The following is a 16,478-nucleotide window of genomic DNA, read 5'->3' on the forward strand; positions in this document are numbered from 1 at the left end:
CCCACTTGAAATCTTCTCCATTTTATCATATTTTTCAGAATAAAATAACAAAAAATGCTTAGGAAATACTCCTAAGCATGATGGTGAATAATCGGATCCACAGGAAAAATACGCTTTAACTTTTCAAAATAATCATTATACTCTTCTTTTGATATGAAAAGGTGGATATCTCCCTTATCTTGGCTAGTTCGTATAAGACGACCCATTCCTTGCCGTAATCGTAGCAACATGTACGGTAGATCGACTTCTTCAAACGGATTCGTACTATGTTTTCGTTTTGCCTCAAATACAGGATCGTTTGGCGGGAATGGCAGGGACATAATCATGACGTTCGATAAGGATTCACCAGGTACATCAAGTCCTTCCCATAAGTGATACGAACATAAAACGGTGTTCACATTCGATTGGAATTCTTCAACTAATTTACTTATTTCCTGATCTCCTTCATACAGCACCGGGTACGTAAGGGTATTGGACTGTTCATTCCACTTTCGAAAACGATTCATTTCTTCTTTGGAACGGAATAGGATTAACGTTCTCCCTTGCCATTTTTCAATCTGATTAGCCGTGTAGTCATATTGAAGGTTATTAAGATCTTCAACGATCACGTGAAGATTCATTTGCTCCTCATAATCAAACGGAGAAGATACAGAAAAGGTCAAAGCATCATCTATTCCTAAGCTGTTCATGATATAGGAAAAATCTTTATTTTGTGATAAGGTCGCAGATGAAAAAATGAAAGGTATACGTTGAGAAAACACTTCCTCACGTAAAATTTCTTGGACGAGCCGTGGCATAATGACTAAAGACGACTCTCCATTCGATTCTTCAAACCAAACGATTCCGTCTTGCTTTTGACAAAATAAGGTTAAGGAATACAATGCTTGTTCTAAATATTCTTCAACTACTTTTAAATCGTATTCGTTTATAACATACATCTCCGCATCAAAGACCAATTCGTCTAGCAATTGTTCGATGCCTGTTTTTAGCCGTAACCCTTGTTGTACTAGTTCTTCTGATAAAATGATTTGTTGCCGCTCCGTACCTTCGATTGGCTTTGCCTGTTTCTTTAATCGTGAAAAAAACTCATCGTTTAACTGGAGGATATGCTCAATGATCATCAACGTTTCTTCACGCACATCGTTGGCCATTAGTTGTGATAATAATTGTTCAAAAGTCGATGTCGTCACTTTATACGTCAACGCTTTTTGACAAGCGAATTCGAGCAAATGGCCTTCATCAAAGACAACACAGCTAGCCTCAGGAAGTAAAGGTAACTGGCCTTCTCTTTTTCTAGCGTCTTTTGTCCAAATATGTTCCATATAAAAATCGTGGGAGCAGACAATTAAATCAGCCGCTTTTCTGTAATACTCCCGATGCAAACTTTGACCACAACGATGACGTAAATCACAAGAGAAACAATCTTGCAGCGAATCCCAATTTATTTGTTTCCATTGCTCGTCGGTTAAGTGGGGATAATCGGTCCGGTCCCCATATTGATAAAACGATAGCATGGATCCTCGATCATATACAAATTCAGGTAATTGATCATATACTTGTAGAATCGCTTCATCTTCCGTCCGCTCAATGGTTTGCTCTAACTTTTTTACGCATAAATATTGATTCCTTGATTTTGCTAATCGAACATCCACTTGCATGTTTAACGCTCGCTCGATTTTTCGAATGTCCCCTTCTTTTTTAACAAGTTGTTCAATTAACGTTTCATCCGCACAAGCAATAATAGCAGGCTTTCCTGTATAACGGGCGTAGCAAATGGCATACAACAAGTAAACAATCGTTTTTCCTGTTCCAACACCTGCTTCGGCTAAGATTACTTTCTTTTCTTTAAACGCCTTTTCAAGTTGAAACGCCATATATATTTGTTCATCACGGATTTCAAAACCTTGCTCTGGTAAATATTCATAAAAAACATCGCCTATCCACTCGGACAGTTTTTCATAAAAAGACTCATTTTTCGATATTGGAAATGGTAATGATTGTGCCATTGTACCCTCCATATGCATTTGATTTATAGTCTTGGATAAAAGCAAAAAAACAACGTATGGACTACGGTCCTTACGTCATTTTTCTTAGCAATCATTAGGGAATGGGAAACATCCAGCCCCTACTTGTTTAATTGGGGCGGTTTTTCTCCCCAATATTGATAGTAATCAGTTTTAATAAATCCATTAAACAACTTTCGTTTTTTCGTTGCTTTTTTGCCATAAAAAAGTTCAAAATTTTCGTGTGCAGTCAAAAAATATTTAGACCAAGTCGGATACCGTTCAAACGTTTTTCCCATGTCCCGGTACATCAATTCCACTTCTTTTCGCTCTCCTAAACGCTCGCCATAAGGGGGGTTTCCTACAACTACGCCGTAGTCTTCTTTCGTATGGAAGTCTTTTACTTGCATTTGCTTAAACGTGATTATATCCCCTAATCCAGCTTCTAAAGCATTGTCCTTCGCAATGTTGACCATCCGATGATCAATATCTGTGCCCATAATCGTTAATGGTTGGTCATAATTCGCTAAATCTTCCGCTTCTATGCGAGCCTCTTCCCAAATTTTTGGATTCATCCACTCCCATGTTTCGGAAATAAAATCCCGGTTAAAACCTGGTGCAATATTTTGACCGATGAGCGCAGCCTCGATTGGAATCGTGCCTGAACCACAAAACGGATCGACAAAAGGTCGCTCAGGAGTCCAATTCGTTAATAACACAAGGGCAGCCGCTAACGTTTCTTTTAACGGGGCCTCTCCTTGTCCCACCCGATATCCACGTTTATGTAACCCAGAACCGCTCGTATCAATCGTTAATGTGGCGATATCTTTATGTAAAGCCACTTCAATTTTATATAAAGCACCCGTTTCTTCCAACCAAGCTTGTCGTTTGTAATGTTTCTTTAGACGTTCTACAATGGCTTTTTTGACGATTGCTTGACAGTCCGAAACGCTAAACAATTGAGATTTGACAGATTTTCCTTGAACTGGAAAGTTGGCGTCTACTGGTAAGTAGTCTTCCCAATTTAATGCTTTCGTTCCTTCAAATAATTCCTCAAACGTACGAGCAGGAAATTCTCCGACGATAATTTTTACACGATCTGCTGTACGAAGCCAAAGGTTACTGCGAGCTATCGCTTGTTGGTCCCCTTTAAAAATCACTTTTCCGTTTTCTACTTGGCATTCATAACCTAATAAACGAACTTCTTTAGCAACAATGGATTCTATTCCCATTGCTGCAGTCGCTACTAATGTATATTCCTTCATAATTCCACCCTTTATTTTCTATCATTGCATTTATGCTAAAAAAATCGACATTAGTTCCAAAAAACGTAAAGTCTTTTAAAATAGGCTCTACCCTAAAATAACTGTGGATAACTTTTACTGTTATTTCATTCATCGGTGTGCCAATGGCAATTGGCATGAATGTCTGTAATGCATACTGTTGATATGTATACATTACGCTTGTGGCGGACGCTTTCCGCGGGCAAGGTGCAAGCCGCTTCCCTCGCTACGCTCAAGTAAGGGTCTTGCGGCTTCTTGTTCCTGCTGGAGTCGCCGCCGTGTAAATAACTTGCTAAAAATCAACAATGACATATAACATAGCCTATAAATAAAAACCATGCATTTGAATATTTGATTCCTTAATATTCGAACCAATAATAAAACGTCTTCATACACAGTATGAACTTCTATCGCTTTTTTATAAATATGTATGATAAAAGCTCTCCTTTAATAAAGGAGAGCTAATTCTTAAACAATGTGTCGATTAATAACGTTCTATAAGCCATGTTCTGTACCTTCGTACTGCAAACGACTATACATCTCGTACTCCGGCGGTAATCATCTATCTACAGATAAGGATCACCTTACCTGTCCTTCTCCTCGTTCATTTCCTCAGAGAAGGTGCCCCTACCATCATTTGGGTTTCTCGCTCGTGGGGTTTACCGCGTTCCACCCTTGCGATTTCTCACAAGGCTACGTCACTGTGGCACTTTCAAGGTACTTATACCATATCCAAATGGACTTAGGTATGTTCCCTGCCGTCAGTCCAGTCGAAACCAGACTGCCCTAGCTTATGGATTCGCTAGGCACGATCACTACGGGCATCTCAGCACCGTGCGAGCATGGACTTTCCTCTACAAGGCGCATACGCTCCTTGCAGCGATTACCCGAACGTTATTAATCGTGTGTCCAAGAGTTCATTATATATGGAAATATGTAATTATGCAACGAAAAATTATATCAATCAAACAATTTATTTCCAAATACATGTTTTTCTAAATTGGATAAACGCTTCAAGATATCAAAATTAGTCGTTCCTACTCCATTAGAAGGTTGTCGTTTCATTGCTTCATCTAGTTGTTTCTTTAAACGTAAATTTTCCTGTTGCAATTCTTCAATGATTTGGTGAAACGTTTCATAATCCTTAATAATAATATCTAAATATTTGTCTACTTCGTCTTGATTATAGCCTCGAAAACTTGTTTTAAAATCTTTCTCTAAGATATCTTTAGCTGATAACTTTATTTTATCAGAAAGCACGGAAGACACCACCTTCAATTCACACAACATCATTTATATTCTTTCAAATATCAGTACGTTTGTCAATTTTTTATCCGATCAGTCTTATTCAATCCGTATTTCCTCTTCAACGATGGATTGTAAGTCATACATCGTTACAAATCGTAAATCGTAAGGATGGGTTTGTTGATACTTTTTAGCTAAATCGTAAAAGTATTTCGGACTACCTTCTCTTTCTTCATCATACACAATGATTGCTCCATCGCTTTTTTTTAGAAAAAATACATTTCGGTTAAAAAATTGCTTTGGGCTTTGATACTCTTCTTTCGATAAAGATTCTACATAATCGGCTTGAGAAAGGATCATTTCATAATATTCTCGATTTTGTTCATTCCAAAATCTTTCTTGATTTAAAAAAGGAGTTATCACTGCTAACTTTAAATGCGGATAGTCCAGTTGAAGATCGAAAACGACCTCAGCCGCCCATAATTCCACTCCTATTGTACCACTAATCATAACCCACTCTAATCCATCATCGAGAAATGCCTGTAATTCTCTTTGAATTGCTTTTTTTATGTACGGAATTGCTTGATGGGACTGATTGTATATGCCTAATTCAAATGATTTATAACCCGTTACAACAACGACTTTAGACACGTAAACTCACCTTCAAAAATAAAAATACAAGTTTCTCAAGATTCCATTGTAACATGTGATGCTTTCTTTACATACATTTATAAAGAAAAACAAGGGAAAATCCCTTGTTTTTCTTAGACTTAGCGAAATGGTGGCCATTGCGGCCCACAATTAAAATGTTGATGCGATGCTTCATTAACAACCGATTGTGTCTGCGGAAAATAATGCTGATGTTGGTACATATGATGGTTGACAGTTGTCGTATGAGTCGGATGAATGTGAGGTACAACGTAATTACAACAGTTGTGGTTAACACAACATTTCGTTGGATGAACAATAGCTGGTAACACATGGCTAGGGTTACAATACATCCTATCAAGTCTCCTTTCATCAAAATCTGGTTTACACTATAACCTATGAATAGAAAGGAGAACATGTACTAATGAAACTACCTATTTTATAAGAAGGTATACAAACTTTCTTTCAAGTTCGATAAAATGATGGCTGTTAAACAGACAAAAACAAAAAATAAAATGAGCAACGTACGTGATACCGACATGAATACTCCCTCATTCTTCATTTTTTCACTCCAATACCGTATTGTACAACTTCCGTGAGGGAACGACAACTAACAAATATTAATTCCTTACTAATTTTCTGAATGGTATCAAAGAGAATTATTTTTTTGTTTATTTTTCATTTTCTGGACCAAACGTTGTTTCCTTTTTACAATATCGCTAAACAACTTTTCTTCCTTTTTTGTCCACGCTTCTTTCACCGGTAGTAAGTTTTCCGCTTTTTGCACGTACTCCAAAGCTAAGTTGAACGCTCGCTTCCGATGTTCATAAATCTTGGCGATTTCGATACAGGCGTCCAGCTGTAATGAACGTGATCCGTACTGAACTACTTGTTTCCACAACGTTAGAGCTTCGGAAAATTGGTTTCTTTTTTTATAAAGAGTTGCTAATTGATGTTTCGCTTGTATGGAAATCACTGTTTCCTCTGATGTAGCAGCTTGTTGATACAAATGTTTGGCATGGTCTTTCTCCCCGATATAGTCAAACCAGCGAGCCACTTCATATTGTTCCTCGTTCGATTGCCTTGGATCTTTTTGAAGGATTTGAAACGATAAATGGGTATATAACGTAATGAGTGATAGCACATCAAGTTCATTGTGCTGAAGAACTTTAATCATTCCTTCTGGATGTTTTCTCTCTACAAAATCAAAGTAGATCATCGGTGCTAAATGTCCAGGAACGTCATCGATTCGTTCAAAGCCTAATATTTCTTTTTCCACTTCTTTCAGTTTGACAGACGATAACCGATGTTTCCATAAGCGCCGGGCCGCATGGTATAAATCAAAATGCCCAAATGGTGGCAGCTTTGGTACATGCTCTCTTATTAATGTATGTCTTGTTTTCACTTGCGGCCAATCAAAGGCTTTTCCGTTATACGTCACTAACGAATTGTAGTCAATTTGGTTTAAGAAACTTTCGTACAATGGAATTTCATGACCAGGTGCCGGTAAGATATGTTGCTTTACGACTACCTCGTCCTGTTCAAAAAAAGCATATCCTAATAAAAATATCGTATTACCGACACCACCACCTAAACCGGTTGTTTCCGTATCAAAAAAGAATAAGTCAAATGGCTGTAATCCTTTAGCTGATAACGGATGGATTCCTTCATACGTTTGCCATAAACGCATTGCTTCAAGAAAATCGGAAAATTGATACTTCCCATGTGTCATTGATATCGGATATCGTACTTCACGAATCAAACAATACGACCCGTTTGTAAAATACGGATGTACTTTTGCCTTTTGCCACTCTTTTAAAAAAGGGATGTCGATCATCGGAGATGGTTCTTGTTCCGTTTTAGTCGTGTCCTCTCGAATCAAATATTGTTTCATTCGATTCAATTTCGCCTTTAACATCATTCATTCTCCTTTTACATCCATGAATCAACTTCTGGCTGTACCTTACCATGCAGCAATAAAGAAAGGAGGCCTATCGCATCGCTTTTGGCGGTATTGGAAGTGACGTCCATTCCGATACATGACGGGCATCCTTGTTCGCAAGGACAAGTTTGAATAAATCGGATCGTTTCTTTTAAAATAGACTCCATTTGACTATACACATTCTCGCTCAAACCAATACCACCTGGATATCGGTCGTAAACAAAGATTGTCGGTCGTTCATTATGCACTGCTTTAACTTGAGGAACAACATAAATATCTTGTGGGTCACACATCACAAAAAGCGGAATAATGGACTTTAACGCATGTGACACACCAATTAACCCGTATTCCAAACGATCATTGTTCCATTCTGCTAGCGACGTACGAAATGAAAGCCACGTACCATTCGTGTGCAGTTCTTCTTCTGGTAAATGAATAGGGCCTGAACCAATATTTTCATGTGTATCAAACTTAATTTTTTTAAAAATCGTCGCCATTGCTCTTACCGCCACATCCCCATAACCTATATCGGCAAAGCACATCGGTTCTTCCTTATCTACTTCTAACACATTTAATTGGACGGCTAAATTCGCATCGGTAAAATAGTCCACATCCACTTGACGGACAAACGCTTTCTTTTCTTCCCAATCTAATTTTTCTACTTGATATTGCACCCCTTGATGTAAATAGATCGCTTCTTCATGGAGCAATGTCATGGCACTAAATCGGTCCATTTCCCCAATTACTTTTGTATTTCCGGGCATGGTTTGATCGATAATAACAACGTTTTCTTGGGACGCCGAACGAAGACTTATATTGTGAGCCGGAAAAGCAGCGTTCATCCAATGCCATTTTCCTTCGTGAAAATGCAGTACTTTTTCTTCTGTTAAAAACTCTAGCATCTCCGTGACTTCAACGCTTCCGAACGTTTCTCCTTCTTTAAAAGGAAGCTCATACGCTGCACACTTGATATGGTCAATCAATATGATTAAATTGTTTGGATTAATGCGCGCCGTTTCAGGAGTTTGTTGAAAGAAATATTCCGGGTGCTGAACAATATATTGGTCAAGAGGAGATGAAGTGGCAACCATGATAACTAATGACTCTCCTTGTCTCCGTCCCGCTCGTCCAGCTTGCTGCCAAGCACTTGCAATCGTCCCGGGGTATCCAGTCATAATACAAACTTGCAATTGACCAATATCAACCCCTAATTCAAGCGCATTTGTACTAACCACGCCAATTATATCCCCATTTCTTAATCCATGTTCTATTTTTCTCCTTTGAGTTGGTAAATAGCCGCCACGATACCCTTGAATCGCTTTTTCCCCAATCTCTTTTTTAATAAGCTCTTGTAAATATGTCAAAATAATTTCAACCCGTACACGACTCCTAGCAAAAACGATTGTTTGAATTTTTTCTTTCAAAAATTCAGTGGCTAATTTTCGAACTTCTAATACTGCACTTTTTCGGATATTTAACGGTTTATTGATGATCGGCGGGTTATAAAACACAAAATGCTTTCTTCCTTGGGGAGCACCGTTATTATCAATTAAAACCATTTCCGTTTCGGTCAGTTCTTCCGCTAGTTGTTTTGGATTGGCAATCGTGGCCGACGTACAAATAAATATTGGATTACTTCCATAGAATTGACAAATTCGTTTCAACCGACGGATGACATTAGCAACATGAGAACCGAATACCCCACGATAAATATGTAACTCATCGATAACAACATATTGGAGGTTTTCAAATAAGGAAACCCACTTCGTATGGTGGGGTAAAATAGCTGAATGAAGCATGTCTGGATTGGTGATGACAATGTGTCCTGACTTCCGTACCCTTTGCCTAATATTAGCGGCCGTATCACCATCATACGTATAACAGTTGAGAGATAATTGAGCCGCTTCGATCAATTCATTTAGTTCACTTTTTTGGTCTTGAGCTAACGCTTTGGTTGGAAACATATATAGGGCTCGACCATTTGGATTTTTAGCTAACGATTGAATAACTGGAAGATTATAACAAAGTGTTTTTCCGGAAGCAGTTGGAGTCACCGCGACAAAACTTTTTCCTTGTAAGGCAGTTTCATAGGCTGTTCGCTGATGCGTATACAGCGCTTGAATACCTCTGTCTAGCAGCGCTTCTTTTAGTGAAGGATGGAGCGATTCTGGAAAAGGAACCGTTTTTGCCGTTTTTTCCTCTATTGTATGCCAATAAACGATTTGATTCTTAAATTCCGGACTTGTCTTCAACTTTTGAATAACATCGTTCAGCTGTTTTCTTTTCCACATCTTGTTCACCTCGTTTTTTTATTTTAGCGAATAAACGTTCGTAAAGAAAGGAAAACATTTTGAATGAACCAATTTTCTAGGTACCATTTGCACTAGCGCTTCATAGGATATAGTGAAACTTCCATCCGTGGTCACACGGATGGTTAGTTGAATGAATCGGACCGTTACGGGCTGTTGATTTCCCACCTTAGCTTCTTTGTTTAACTCACAATCTTTAGGTGGGGATTTTACAGCCCGTTAAGGTTAAAATATCGGACTGACATTTTGAAAAAGGAGCGGTGTAAATGGGAAAATTACCTGAAGATTCCAAACATCCCTTTGCTGGTCATCCGCTTGGTGATTTGATGAAGTCAATGAACGATTTTTTTCACGAACGACCCATTAAAGGCTTGTTGCAAAGCATGGACGAATTTTTTCAATCCCCTTTTCCATTTGGCGGATTTCCAATCGAATTAGATGAAACAGAAAACGAACATATTGTAGTAGCTTCGTTACCTGGCGTGAACAAAGAACAGATTCAAATCGATGTCTTTCAAAATTATTTAACAATTACCGTTCAAAATATGGAACTTGTTCAGCAAGAAAACGACAAAAAGGAAGTCATTCATCGACGGCGCACAATGAGAAAATCTACACGTACCATTCCGCTTACTTCTTATATCGATCCAAAAACGATTCGGGCATCCTATCAAAACGGTCAATTAAAGATATATATTCCAAAAGAAAAAGGTACTTCTATTCGAATTGCTGATGAGTGATGTAAAGGAATATTTCTATACTTTCCCGTAAAAAAAATTAGGGCTGATAAGAACTTACTCTCGTTCTTATCAGCCCGCTTTTATGTTTTGGCTATGTTATATGTCATTGTTGATTTTTAGCAAGTTATTCATACGGCGGCGACTTCAGCGGGAACAAGAAGCCGCAAGACCCTTACATGAGCGTAGCGAGGGAAGCGGCTTGCACCTTGCCCGCGGAAAGCGTCCGCCACAAGCGTAATGTATACATATCAACAGTATCGTTTAACAGACATTTATGCCAATTGCCATTGGACATCGATGAATAAAATAACAGCAAAAGTTATCCACAGTTATTTTAGGGTAGATCCTATGTTTTAAAGATACTACCAAATCCTTTTACAAGAGAAGAAAATTGAGAGACGGCGTTCATCATTTGTCCGGTTGTATTCATCACTTTGTTTAAATCAAATGTTCCATCTTGTGATTTAAATGATTTTAATACGGATTGAAAGCCACTAGGAGGTGGTTTAACGAATCCGCCAATCGGGTATGGATTAGCATATTGCGGTCCATCCATTGGTTCATAACTGTACGTCCATTCGTCATCAGGTTGCAATGGATTTTGAAAAATTTGTTCATGTAACGGTTGGGATGGAACGTGTGGTTGCGTACCAAGAGCGGTCATGCCATAATTAGGTATGTTTGGCATCATCGGTGGTCGATTGTATCCCCAATGTTGTCCAGACGGAAATAGAATTGGGGGACTATATGGTACTGGTGGGACAGTATAATAATGACTATTCGCCCTTCTGTATGGGGATGTAAAACTAAGTATCGACGGATAGGGCCAATTCCGTTGACGCTTACGGAAAAAGGTTCTTCTATTTTTGATTGCCATGGTACTTCACCCTCTTTCTTCGTTTCCATTCTTCTGTGCTATTATCATATGATGGTGAACATAAATGGTGAAGTGTTGAAAAAGGGAAGAAAAAATTACGAACTATTTACTTTGCCTTTCTAAAGCCTCTTTTACACGGTGTAATATGTATAGACATGATTGCAACGTACTTTTCAAACGCTTCCAGCTACTTGTTGGATAAAAAACTTCTACCGCTAACTTTTCCATATGTTCTTTCGTCGTGATCAGTTGTTGCGGAAATATATGCTTCGGTCGGTACTGTTGTACCCATGGCAAGGCTAAGTCATTCCATTGTGCCAAAAGTTGATGAACATTATCGGCAAACGGTTTTACTTCATGGAAAAAGTCTCTTTGTTCATCCGTTCTTTTTACTTCTGTAAAAATGGCTTCCATTTTTGCACAGGCATTAATAAGCTGTTCGGTCAGATAATGTAGTTGGTTACTTTCCATGACTGTTTCTCCTCCTTCCGAAACAAAAAAAAGCAGCTAATTAGCTACTCTGAATTTCTTACCATTCTAACTAGTCTTTAATGAAAATTCAAGCGATTGCTTCCACGGAATGGCCCCCAACATATCGACACAATGTTCGAGTTCCTCTACATGTTCTTTAATACTCTCTTCTTTTTGCTGTAAAACCCATAAAGAATGCTGTTTTTCGAGGAAAACTTTTTCAATCACCTGTTCTTCTAATTTCGTTAATTTTTGTTCCATATCTTCTAAACACTGTAAGATCTCTTTCCTAAACAGCATGGGGAATGCCTCCTTTTTTCCATCATTCCAACAACATTGTTCCTGTTGTTTATCTTAACTATTCCATGTATGAATTAAATTCCCTTCCGTGTTGACAAAACTAGAACGAATTCGTCAAACATAGAAAAAATTTTCTTTTTTTTATCCTTTTTTTCGACAAGGATGAAACCCCACCTTGATGACAACATTATCAATAGGAGGTGATAAGATGTCTCGAAAAAATGAGAATAAACGAAAAACCGCCAAACCAACAAAAGCTGGGGAAGGAAACCCAAAACTTGAAGGTCCAAACCGACCGGCGACTTAATTCCCATTTGGCCCATTTGAAGGGCCAATTTTTTTTATGTCAGAAGATATTTTCAACAAATGCAACCCCCATAATAGTTGCTTTCGCTTACCGTCAAACCATTTTGTAATATCATACGTTTCACTTACTTTTGGATTGTTAAACCATGCCTGTCGAATATTTTTTTCGTTGGACCAATCCTTTATTTCGTGAATATGGTGTTTTTCTGGTGGATATACCTCACGAAGTTTTGGAGTGAAAAAAGCAGACGAAAAACGCCCAAATTGTTCATAATCATGTCGTGATCCTGTATGTTTCGTTTCGATAGCAAAATGCATAAACTTTTCAATTAGTAATGGATGAAATAAAATGTGGTAAAGACACTTACCTAATTTAATCCGTTGATTCACATTAGAAAAATGGGACACATTAGCACCATACAACCTACCCGTTAATGTCGGAAATAAAACGGAACTAAAATGAAGACGATCTTGTAAAAGAAAAAATAAGCGATGAAATACGCCACGTTGATAATACGGGTGCTTAATTACTGGTTGTTCAATGACGTGTTGTTCATTGATAATTAATGCATACACAAGTCGTTTTCGATCTTTTGTTTTCCAATACCGTTCCCATTCTTTTTTCATAAATGCGGAAACGCGAAGCGCCGGGAGTAAATGAAATAGTGGTTGTCCAAGAATCGAAGACAAATGATAGATTAACAATTGAGGATATGCATCTTGAAAAATGAGCCAATTCGCTTTTTCATACGTTAAAAAAATTTCTCTTCGAACGTGTTTTTGTAAAGCTTTTTGAAAAGGTTCCGACTGTAAATCACACATATTCCATCCTGCATTTCGTGACACCATTGACGCTAAAAACGACCACTCGATATCTGGGTGTAAAAAATAAAAGTTTTGATAACTGACGGTACGGGAAATGTTATCTTGATTTAATCGAGTTGTTTCGTTCTTGATTAGTTGGATGAAGATTGAAGGATGACTAAAAGGGGAGATTTCTTGTAATAATCCGAGAAAAAGAGGATTTTTGTCCATAAATCTCGCTCCAATCAGCTGAATTACCTTTATCTTGTCAAGAATGGCAAGTTTTTATTCTACACCTCCCATTGAATTTTGATATGATAGAATTTAGCTTGTGAGGTGTGATGCTATGGAATTTCATTATCCGAATGGGCGGAAATACGGTCGGCCATCCTCATCATCTCATTTTAAAAATGAAGCGATGAAAAAACATTCTTACAGTAATCGAGGAATGACCCTCGAAGAAGATTTAAACGTAACGAATGAATATTATCGTGAACAAGGAATTGCGATCATTCATAAAAAGCCGACGCCCGTACAAATTGTACAAGTTCATTATCCAAAGCGTAGTGCAGCTGTTATAACCGAAGCGTACTTTAAACAGCCATCAACAACGGACTATAACGGTGTATATAAAGGAAAATATATTGATTTTGAAGCAAAAGAAACCCAGAGTGAAACCTCTTTTCCGTTGCGAAATTTTCACGAGCATCAAATTTCGCATATTGAACAAGTGCTCAAGCATGGGGGAATTAGTTTTGTCATCATTCGATTTAAATCATCCGATGAATTATATTTATTGGAGGGATGTCATCTTTTATCGTTTTGGGCAAGAATGGTAGATGGAGGCCGAAAATCGATTTCCAAAAAGGAACTAAATGAGAAAGGACATCTCATTCCATTGAAGCTAGCTCCACGGATTGATTACTTACGAATTGTGGACGAGCTCTATTTTTCATAACCTTTTTAATGGGACACTTGAAAGGAAGTGAACAACATGTCACAACAATATAAATCGAGAGAAGAGCGTAAAAAACTACAAGGAATAAAACGTAAAAACCAAAAGAGAGGAAAAAAACTAGTGTTTCGTCTCATTTTTATGCTATTCCTTTTAGGGGTAATTGGAGCAATTGGTGGAGGAATCACCGCTGCTTATTATATTAGTCAAGCCCCCCCTTTAGATGAAACTTTACTAAAAGATCCAATTGCATCTGAGATTTATGACAAAGATGGGAATTTTATTACTCGAATTGGGACAGAAAAACGAAAATATGTGGAATATGACGATATTCCAAAGTTAGTGGAGGATGCGATTTTAGCAACCGAAGATAACCGTTTTTACAAGCATCATGGAATCGACCTTATACGTTTAGGAGGAGCGGTGATTGCTAATATTACCGAAGGGTTTGGTTCCGAAGGAGCAAGTACGTTAACACAACAAGTAGTTAAAAATTCGTTTTTATCTGATGAAAAAACGATTAAACGTAAAATACAAGAGGCATGGTTAGCTTACCAGTTAGAGCAAAACTATTCAAAAGAAGAAATTTTTGAAATGTATGTTAACAAAATATACATGTCAGAAGGCATTCACGGAATTGCAACCGCTGCAAATTATTATTATGGAAAAGAATTAAATGATCTCAAGCTGCATGAAGCAGCTTTATTGGCAGGAATGCCTCAAGCGCCGAACCGCTATAATCCATACAACAATCCAGAAGCGGCAGAAAAACGGCGAAATACTGTGTTGTATTTAATGTATAAGCACGGTCGTATTACGAAAGAAGAAATGGAAGCGGCGAAGCAAATTCCGGTAACAGAAGGACTCCTGAGTGAAGAGTCCCATGTAGCAAGTAATAAATACGAGGCATTTATCGACTTAGTAATTGAAGAAGTCGAAGCGTTAGGTAATTATAACGTATTTTCCGATGGTCTAAAAATTTATACAACGTTAGAACCAGAAGCACAAGAATTCGTGGAAAAAATGTTGACGAACGACGGGATGATTCCATTCCCTGACGACAAAATGCAAGCAGGTATCGCGTTGATTGATACAAAAACGGGTGAAATTCGCGCTGTAGGAGGCTCTCGAGAAAAAGACGTCAAACGGGGATTTAATTATGCTGTCGATGCGAAACGCCAGCCTGGTTCAACAATCAAGCCGATTTTAGACTATGGTCCGGCCATTGAATATTTACAATGGAGCACGTACCACCAAATCGTCGATGAACCGTATACGTATAAAGACGGAACGCCAATTCGCAACTATGATGGGTCATATCAAGGACAAATGACCATTCGAAAAGCCCTATACCTTTCTCGTAATATACCAGCATTAAAAGCGATGCAAGCGGTCGGTCTTGAAAAATCACGGGAATTTGGTGAAAAACTCGGCTTACATTTCGAAAACTTTTATGAATCTTATTCCATTGGTGGAATGGGAGAAGGAGTTTCACCGCTCGAAATGGCAGGTGCATACGCTGCGTTTGGGAATAACGGTTTTTATACAAAACCATATGCTGTGAAAAAAATCGTTTTACGCGACGGAGAAACAGAAATTAATACAACGCCGGAAACGACAGTCGCCATGAAAGATTATACGGCATACATGATTACCGATATGTTAAAAGACGTGTTAACGGTAGGAACTGGTCAAAAGGCGCGTGTTTCTGGTGTTCCGATAGCCGGGAAAACAGGTACAACAAACTATTCTGCTGAAGAAAGACAAAAATACAACATTACAAACAGTAAAGCGGCACCGGATATTTGGTTTGTTGGGTATTCAACGAATTATACAGCTGCTGTATGGACCGGGTATGAAAAAAGAAGTGACCCGATCCTACCAAAAGATCAAAAATTAGCCCAATACATTTTCAAAACATTAATGACGGAAGTTTCGAAAGGAAAAGATAATCCTGACTTTAAAAAGCCATCATCTGTCGTTGAAGTCCCTGTTGAAGTCGGCTCCAACCCGCCAATGCTTGCGAGCGAATATACACCGAAAGAAGAAATTGTGTACGAATTATTCGTTCGTGGAACGGAACCAACAGAAGTATCCAAAAAATATGACAAACTAGAAGCGCCGTTCAATATTCAAGCTAAATACCATGAAGAAGAACACGAAATTATCTTAACGTGGGATTATGAAATAAATGAAGAGGAAGAGATTCCTGTTGAATTTGAAGTTAGTGTATCCCTTGATGAAGGACCAAAACAAGTGTTAACGACGACGAAAGAAATGGGATTAAACATTACGAACCCAATTAATGGTGGCGTATATACATTCTATATCACGGCTATTCGTGGCGAACAACGAAGTGAAGAAAGATCCGTCACGATTCAAATTCCAGATAAAACGAAAGAACTTTTTGATGATGACGAAGACGAAGACGAAGATGATGATGAGAAGCCATCGAAAGATAAAAATCAACAGGACGACTCACCATCCTCTCCGCCAGACGGAGAAAATCCTCCATCGGATGGAACGAACGATATTATTGACTCACTAATCCCTAATCCGGATCGACAAAACGGTTCACCAAGTAACTAAAAAAGC

16 protein-coding genes and 1 other RNA gene are annotated in these 16,478 nt (G+C 38.2%); 4 read left to right on the forward strand and 13 right to left on the reverse strand.

The genetic code is table 11. The features are described 5' to 3' along the window. Nucleotides 1-71: 71 nt before the first annotated feature. The 9 genes from H0Z31_08265 to H0Z31_08305 form a co-directional block, all read right to left on the reverse strand. The gene (locus tag H0Z31_08265) at nucleotides 72-2,006 is read right to left on the reverse strand and encodes an ATP-dependent DNA helicase (protein MBO8177433.1); all 1,935 of its coding nucleotides are present in this window, start codon (nucleotides 2,004-2,006) and stop codon (nucleotides 72-74) included. 119 nt (nucleotides 2,007-2,125) lie between these two features. Next, nucleotides 2,126-3,268, reverse strand: a complete 1,143-nt coding sequence (locus tag H0Z31_08270) for a class I SAM-dependent RNA methyltransferase (protein ID MBO8177434.1) — start codon at nucleotides 3,266-3,268, stop codon at nucleotides 2,126-2,128. A gap of 192 nt (nucleotides 3,269-3,460) precedes the next feature. Beyond that, nucleotides 3,461-3,598 (reverse strand): hypothetical protein, encoded by a 138-nt coding sequence (locus tag H0Z31_08275; protein MBO8177435.1) that lies wholly within the window; start codon nucleotides 3,596-3,598, stop codon nucleotides 3,461-3,463. Between the two features lie 181 nt (nucleotides 3,599-3,779). Further along, an RNA gene (rnpB, locus tag H0Z31_08280) (RNase P RNA component class B) lies at nucleotides 3,780-4,181 on the reverse strand. A 65-nt stretch (nucleotides 4,182-4,246) separates the two neighbouring features. Continuing rightward, a complete protein-coding gene (gene gpsB, locus H0Z31_08285; protein MBO8177436.1) occupies nucleotides 4,247-4,546 on the reverse strand; it encodes a cell division regulator GpsB in 300 nt (99 codons plus the stop codon). Between the two features lie 84 nt (nucleotides 4,547-4,630). Beyond that, a complete protein-coding gene (locus H0Z31_08290; protein MBO8177437.1) occupies nucleotides 4,631-5,182 on the reverse strand; it encodes a DUF1273 domain-containing protein in 552 nt (183 codons plus the stop codon). A gap of 119 nt (nucleotides 5,183-5,301) precedes the next feature. Beyond that, entirely contained in the window at nucleotides 5,302-5,532 is a 231-nt protein-coding gene (locus H0Z31_08295) for a spore coat protein CotH (GenBank protein MBO8177438.1), read from the reverse strand. Between the two features lie 296 nt (nucleotides 5,533-5,828). Next, nucleotides 5,829-7,100, reverse strand: a complete 1,272-nt coding sequence (locus H0Z31_08300; protein MBO8177439.1) for a ribonuclease H-like domain-containing protein — start codon at nucleotides 7,098-7,100, stop codon at nucleotides 5,829-5,831. 11 nt (nucleotides 7,101-7,111) lie between these two features. Continuing rightward, a complete protein-coding gene (locus tag H0Z31_08305) occupies nucleotides 7,112-9,412 on the reverse strand; it encodes a DEAD/DEAH box helicase (GenBank protein MBO8177440.1) in 2,301 nt (766 codons plus the stop codon). 284 nt (nucleotides 9,413-9,696) lie between these two features. Here H0Z31_08305 and H0Z31_08310 point away from each other — a divergent pair, with 284 nt between their 5' ends. Together H0Z31_08310 and H0Z31_08315 are read left to right on the forward strand one after the other, a co-directional pair. Continuing rightward, a complete protein-coding gene (locus H0Z31_08310) occupies nucleotides 9,697-10,170 on the forward strand; it encodes an Hsp20/alpha crystallin family protein (GenBank protein ID MBO8177441.1) in 474 nt (157 codons plus the stop codon). Nucleotides 10,171-10,270: 100 nt separating this feature from the next. Next, complete coding sequence (locus H0Z31_08315; protein ID MBO8177442.1) at nucleotides 10,271-10,408, forward strand: hypothetical protein; 138 nt, start codon at nucleotides 10,271-10,273, stop codon at nucleotides 10,406-10,408. A 108-nt stretch (nucleotides 10,409-10,516) separates the two neighbouring features. On the opposite strand, the gene H0Z31_08320 is transcribed toward H0Z31_08315, so the two are convergent. The 4 genes from H0Z31_08320 to H0Z31_08335 all read right to left on the reverse strand — a co-directional run bounded on the left by H0Z31_08320 (nucleotide 10,517) and on the right by H0Z31_08335 (nucleotide 13,159). Continuing rightward, complete coding sequence (locus tag H0Z31_08320) at nucleotides 10,517-10,861, reverse strand: YppG family protein (protein MBO8177443.1); 345 nt, start codon at nucleotides 10,859-10,861, stop codon at nucleotides 10,517-10,519. Between the two features lie 288 nt (nucleotides 10,862-11,149). Then, nucleotides 11,150-11,518, reverse strand: a complete 369-nt coding sequence (locus tag H0Z31_08325; protein MBO8177444.1) for a YppE family protein — start codon at nucleotides 11,516-11,518, stop codon at nucleotides 11,150-11,152. Between the two features lie 66 nt (nucleotides 11,519-11,584). Then, nucleotides 11,585-11,818, reverse strand: a complete 234-nt coding sequence (locus tag H0Z31_08330; protein ID MBO8177445.1) for a hypothetical protein — start codon at nucleotides 11,816-11,818, stop codon at nucleotides 11,585-11,587. 303 nt (nucleotides 11,819-12,121) lie between these two features. Beyond that, nucleotides 12,122-13,159: a DUF2515 domain-containing protein gene (locus H0Z31_08335; protein ID MBO8177446.1), complete on the reverse strand. Its 1,038-nt coding sequence runs from the start codon at nucleotides 13,157-13,159 to the stop codon at nucleotides 12,122-12,124. Nucleotides 13,160-13,274: 115 nt separating this feature from the next. Here H0Z31_08335 and recU point away from each other — a divergent pair, with 115 nt between their 5' ends. Both recU and H0Z31_08345 read left to right on the forward strand, forming a co-directional pair. Further along, the gene (recU, locus tag H0Z31_08340; GenBank protein MBO8177447.1) at nucleotides 13,275-13,886 is read left to right on the forward strand and encodes a Holliday junction resolvase RecU; all 612 of its coding nucleotides are present in this window, start codon (nucleotides 13,275-13,277) and stop codon (nucleotides 13,884-13,886) included. A gap of 36 nt (nucleotides 13,887-13,922) precedes the next feature. Next, the gene (locus tag H0Z31_08345) at nucleotides 13,923-16,472 is read left to right on the forward strand and encodes a PBP1A family penicillin-binding protein (GenBank protein ID MBO8177448.1); all 2,550 of its coding nucleotides are present in this window, start codon (nucleotides 13,923-13,925) and stop codon (nucleotides 16,470-16,472) included. Nucleotides 16,473-16,478: the final 6 nt, after the last annotated feature.

It is taken from the genome of Bacillus sp. (in: firmicutes), from assembly GCA_017656295.1.
Lineage (GTDB): Bacteria > Bacillota > Bacilli > Bacillales > JACDOC01 > JACDOC01.

Coding starts and splice junctions, on each gene's coding strand:
- H0Z31_08265 (MBO8177433.1), bottom strand. CDS start 2,006: ATGGCACAATCATTACCATTTCCAATATCGAAAAATGAGTCTTTTTAT.
- H0Z31_08270 (MBO8177434.1), bottom strand. CDS start 3,268: ATGAAGGAATATACATTAGTAGCGACTGCAGCAATGGGAATAGAATCC.
- H0Z31_08275 (MBO8177435.1), bottom strand. CDS start 3,598: ATGTCATTGTTGATTTTTAGCAAGTTATTTACACGGCGGCGACTCCAG.
- H0Z31_08295 (MBO8177438.1), bottom strand. CDS start 5,532: ATGTATTGTAACCCTAGCCATGTGTTACCAGCTATTGTTCATCCAACG.
- H0Z31_08300 (MBO8177439.1), bottom strand. CDS start 7,100: ATGATGTTAAAGGCGAAATTGAATCGAATGAAACAATATTTGATTCGA.
- H0Z31_08305 (MBO8177440.1), bottom strand. CDS start 9,412: ATGTGGAAAAGAAAACAGCTGAACGATGTTATTCAAAAGTTGAAGACA.
- H0Z31_08310 (MBO8177441.1), top strand. CDS start 9,697: ATGGGAAAATTACCTGAAGATTCCAAACATCCCTTTGCTGGTCATCCG.
- H0Z31_08315 (MBO8177442.1), top strand. CDS start 10,271: ATGTCATTGTTGATTTTTAGCAAGTTATTCATACGGCGGCGACTTCAG.
- H0Z31_08320 (MBO8177443.1), bottom strand. CDS start 10,861: ATGATGCCAAACATACCTAATTATGGCATGACCGCTCTTGGTACGCAA.
- H0Z31_08325 (MBO8177444.1), bottom strand. CDS start 11,518: ATGGAAAGTAACCAACTACATTATCTGACCGAACAGCTTATTAATGCC.
- H0Z31_08330 (MBO8177445.1), bottom strand. CDS start 11,818: ATGCTGTTTAGGAAAGAGATCTTACAGTGTTTAGAAGATATGGAACAA.
- H0Z31_08335 (MBO8177446.1), bottom strand. CDS start 13,159: ATGGACAAAAATCCTCTTTTTCTCGGATTATTACAAGAAATCTCCCCT.
- recU (MBO8177447.1), top strand. CDS start 13,275: ATGGAATTTCATTATCCGAATGGGCGGAAATACGGTCGGCCATCCTCA.
- H0Z31_08345 (MBO8177448.1), top strand. CDS start 13,923: ATGTCACAACAATATAAATCGAGAGAAGAGCGTAAAAAACTACAAGGA.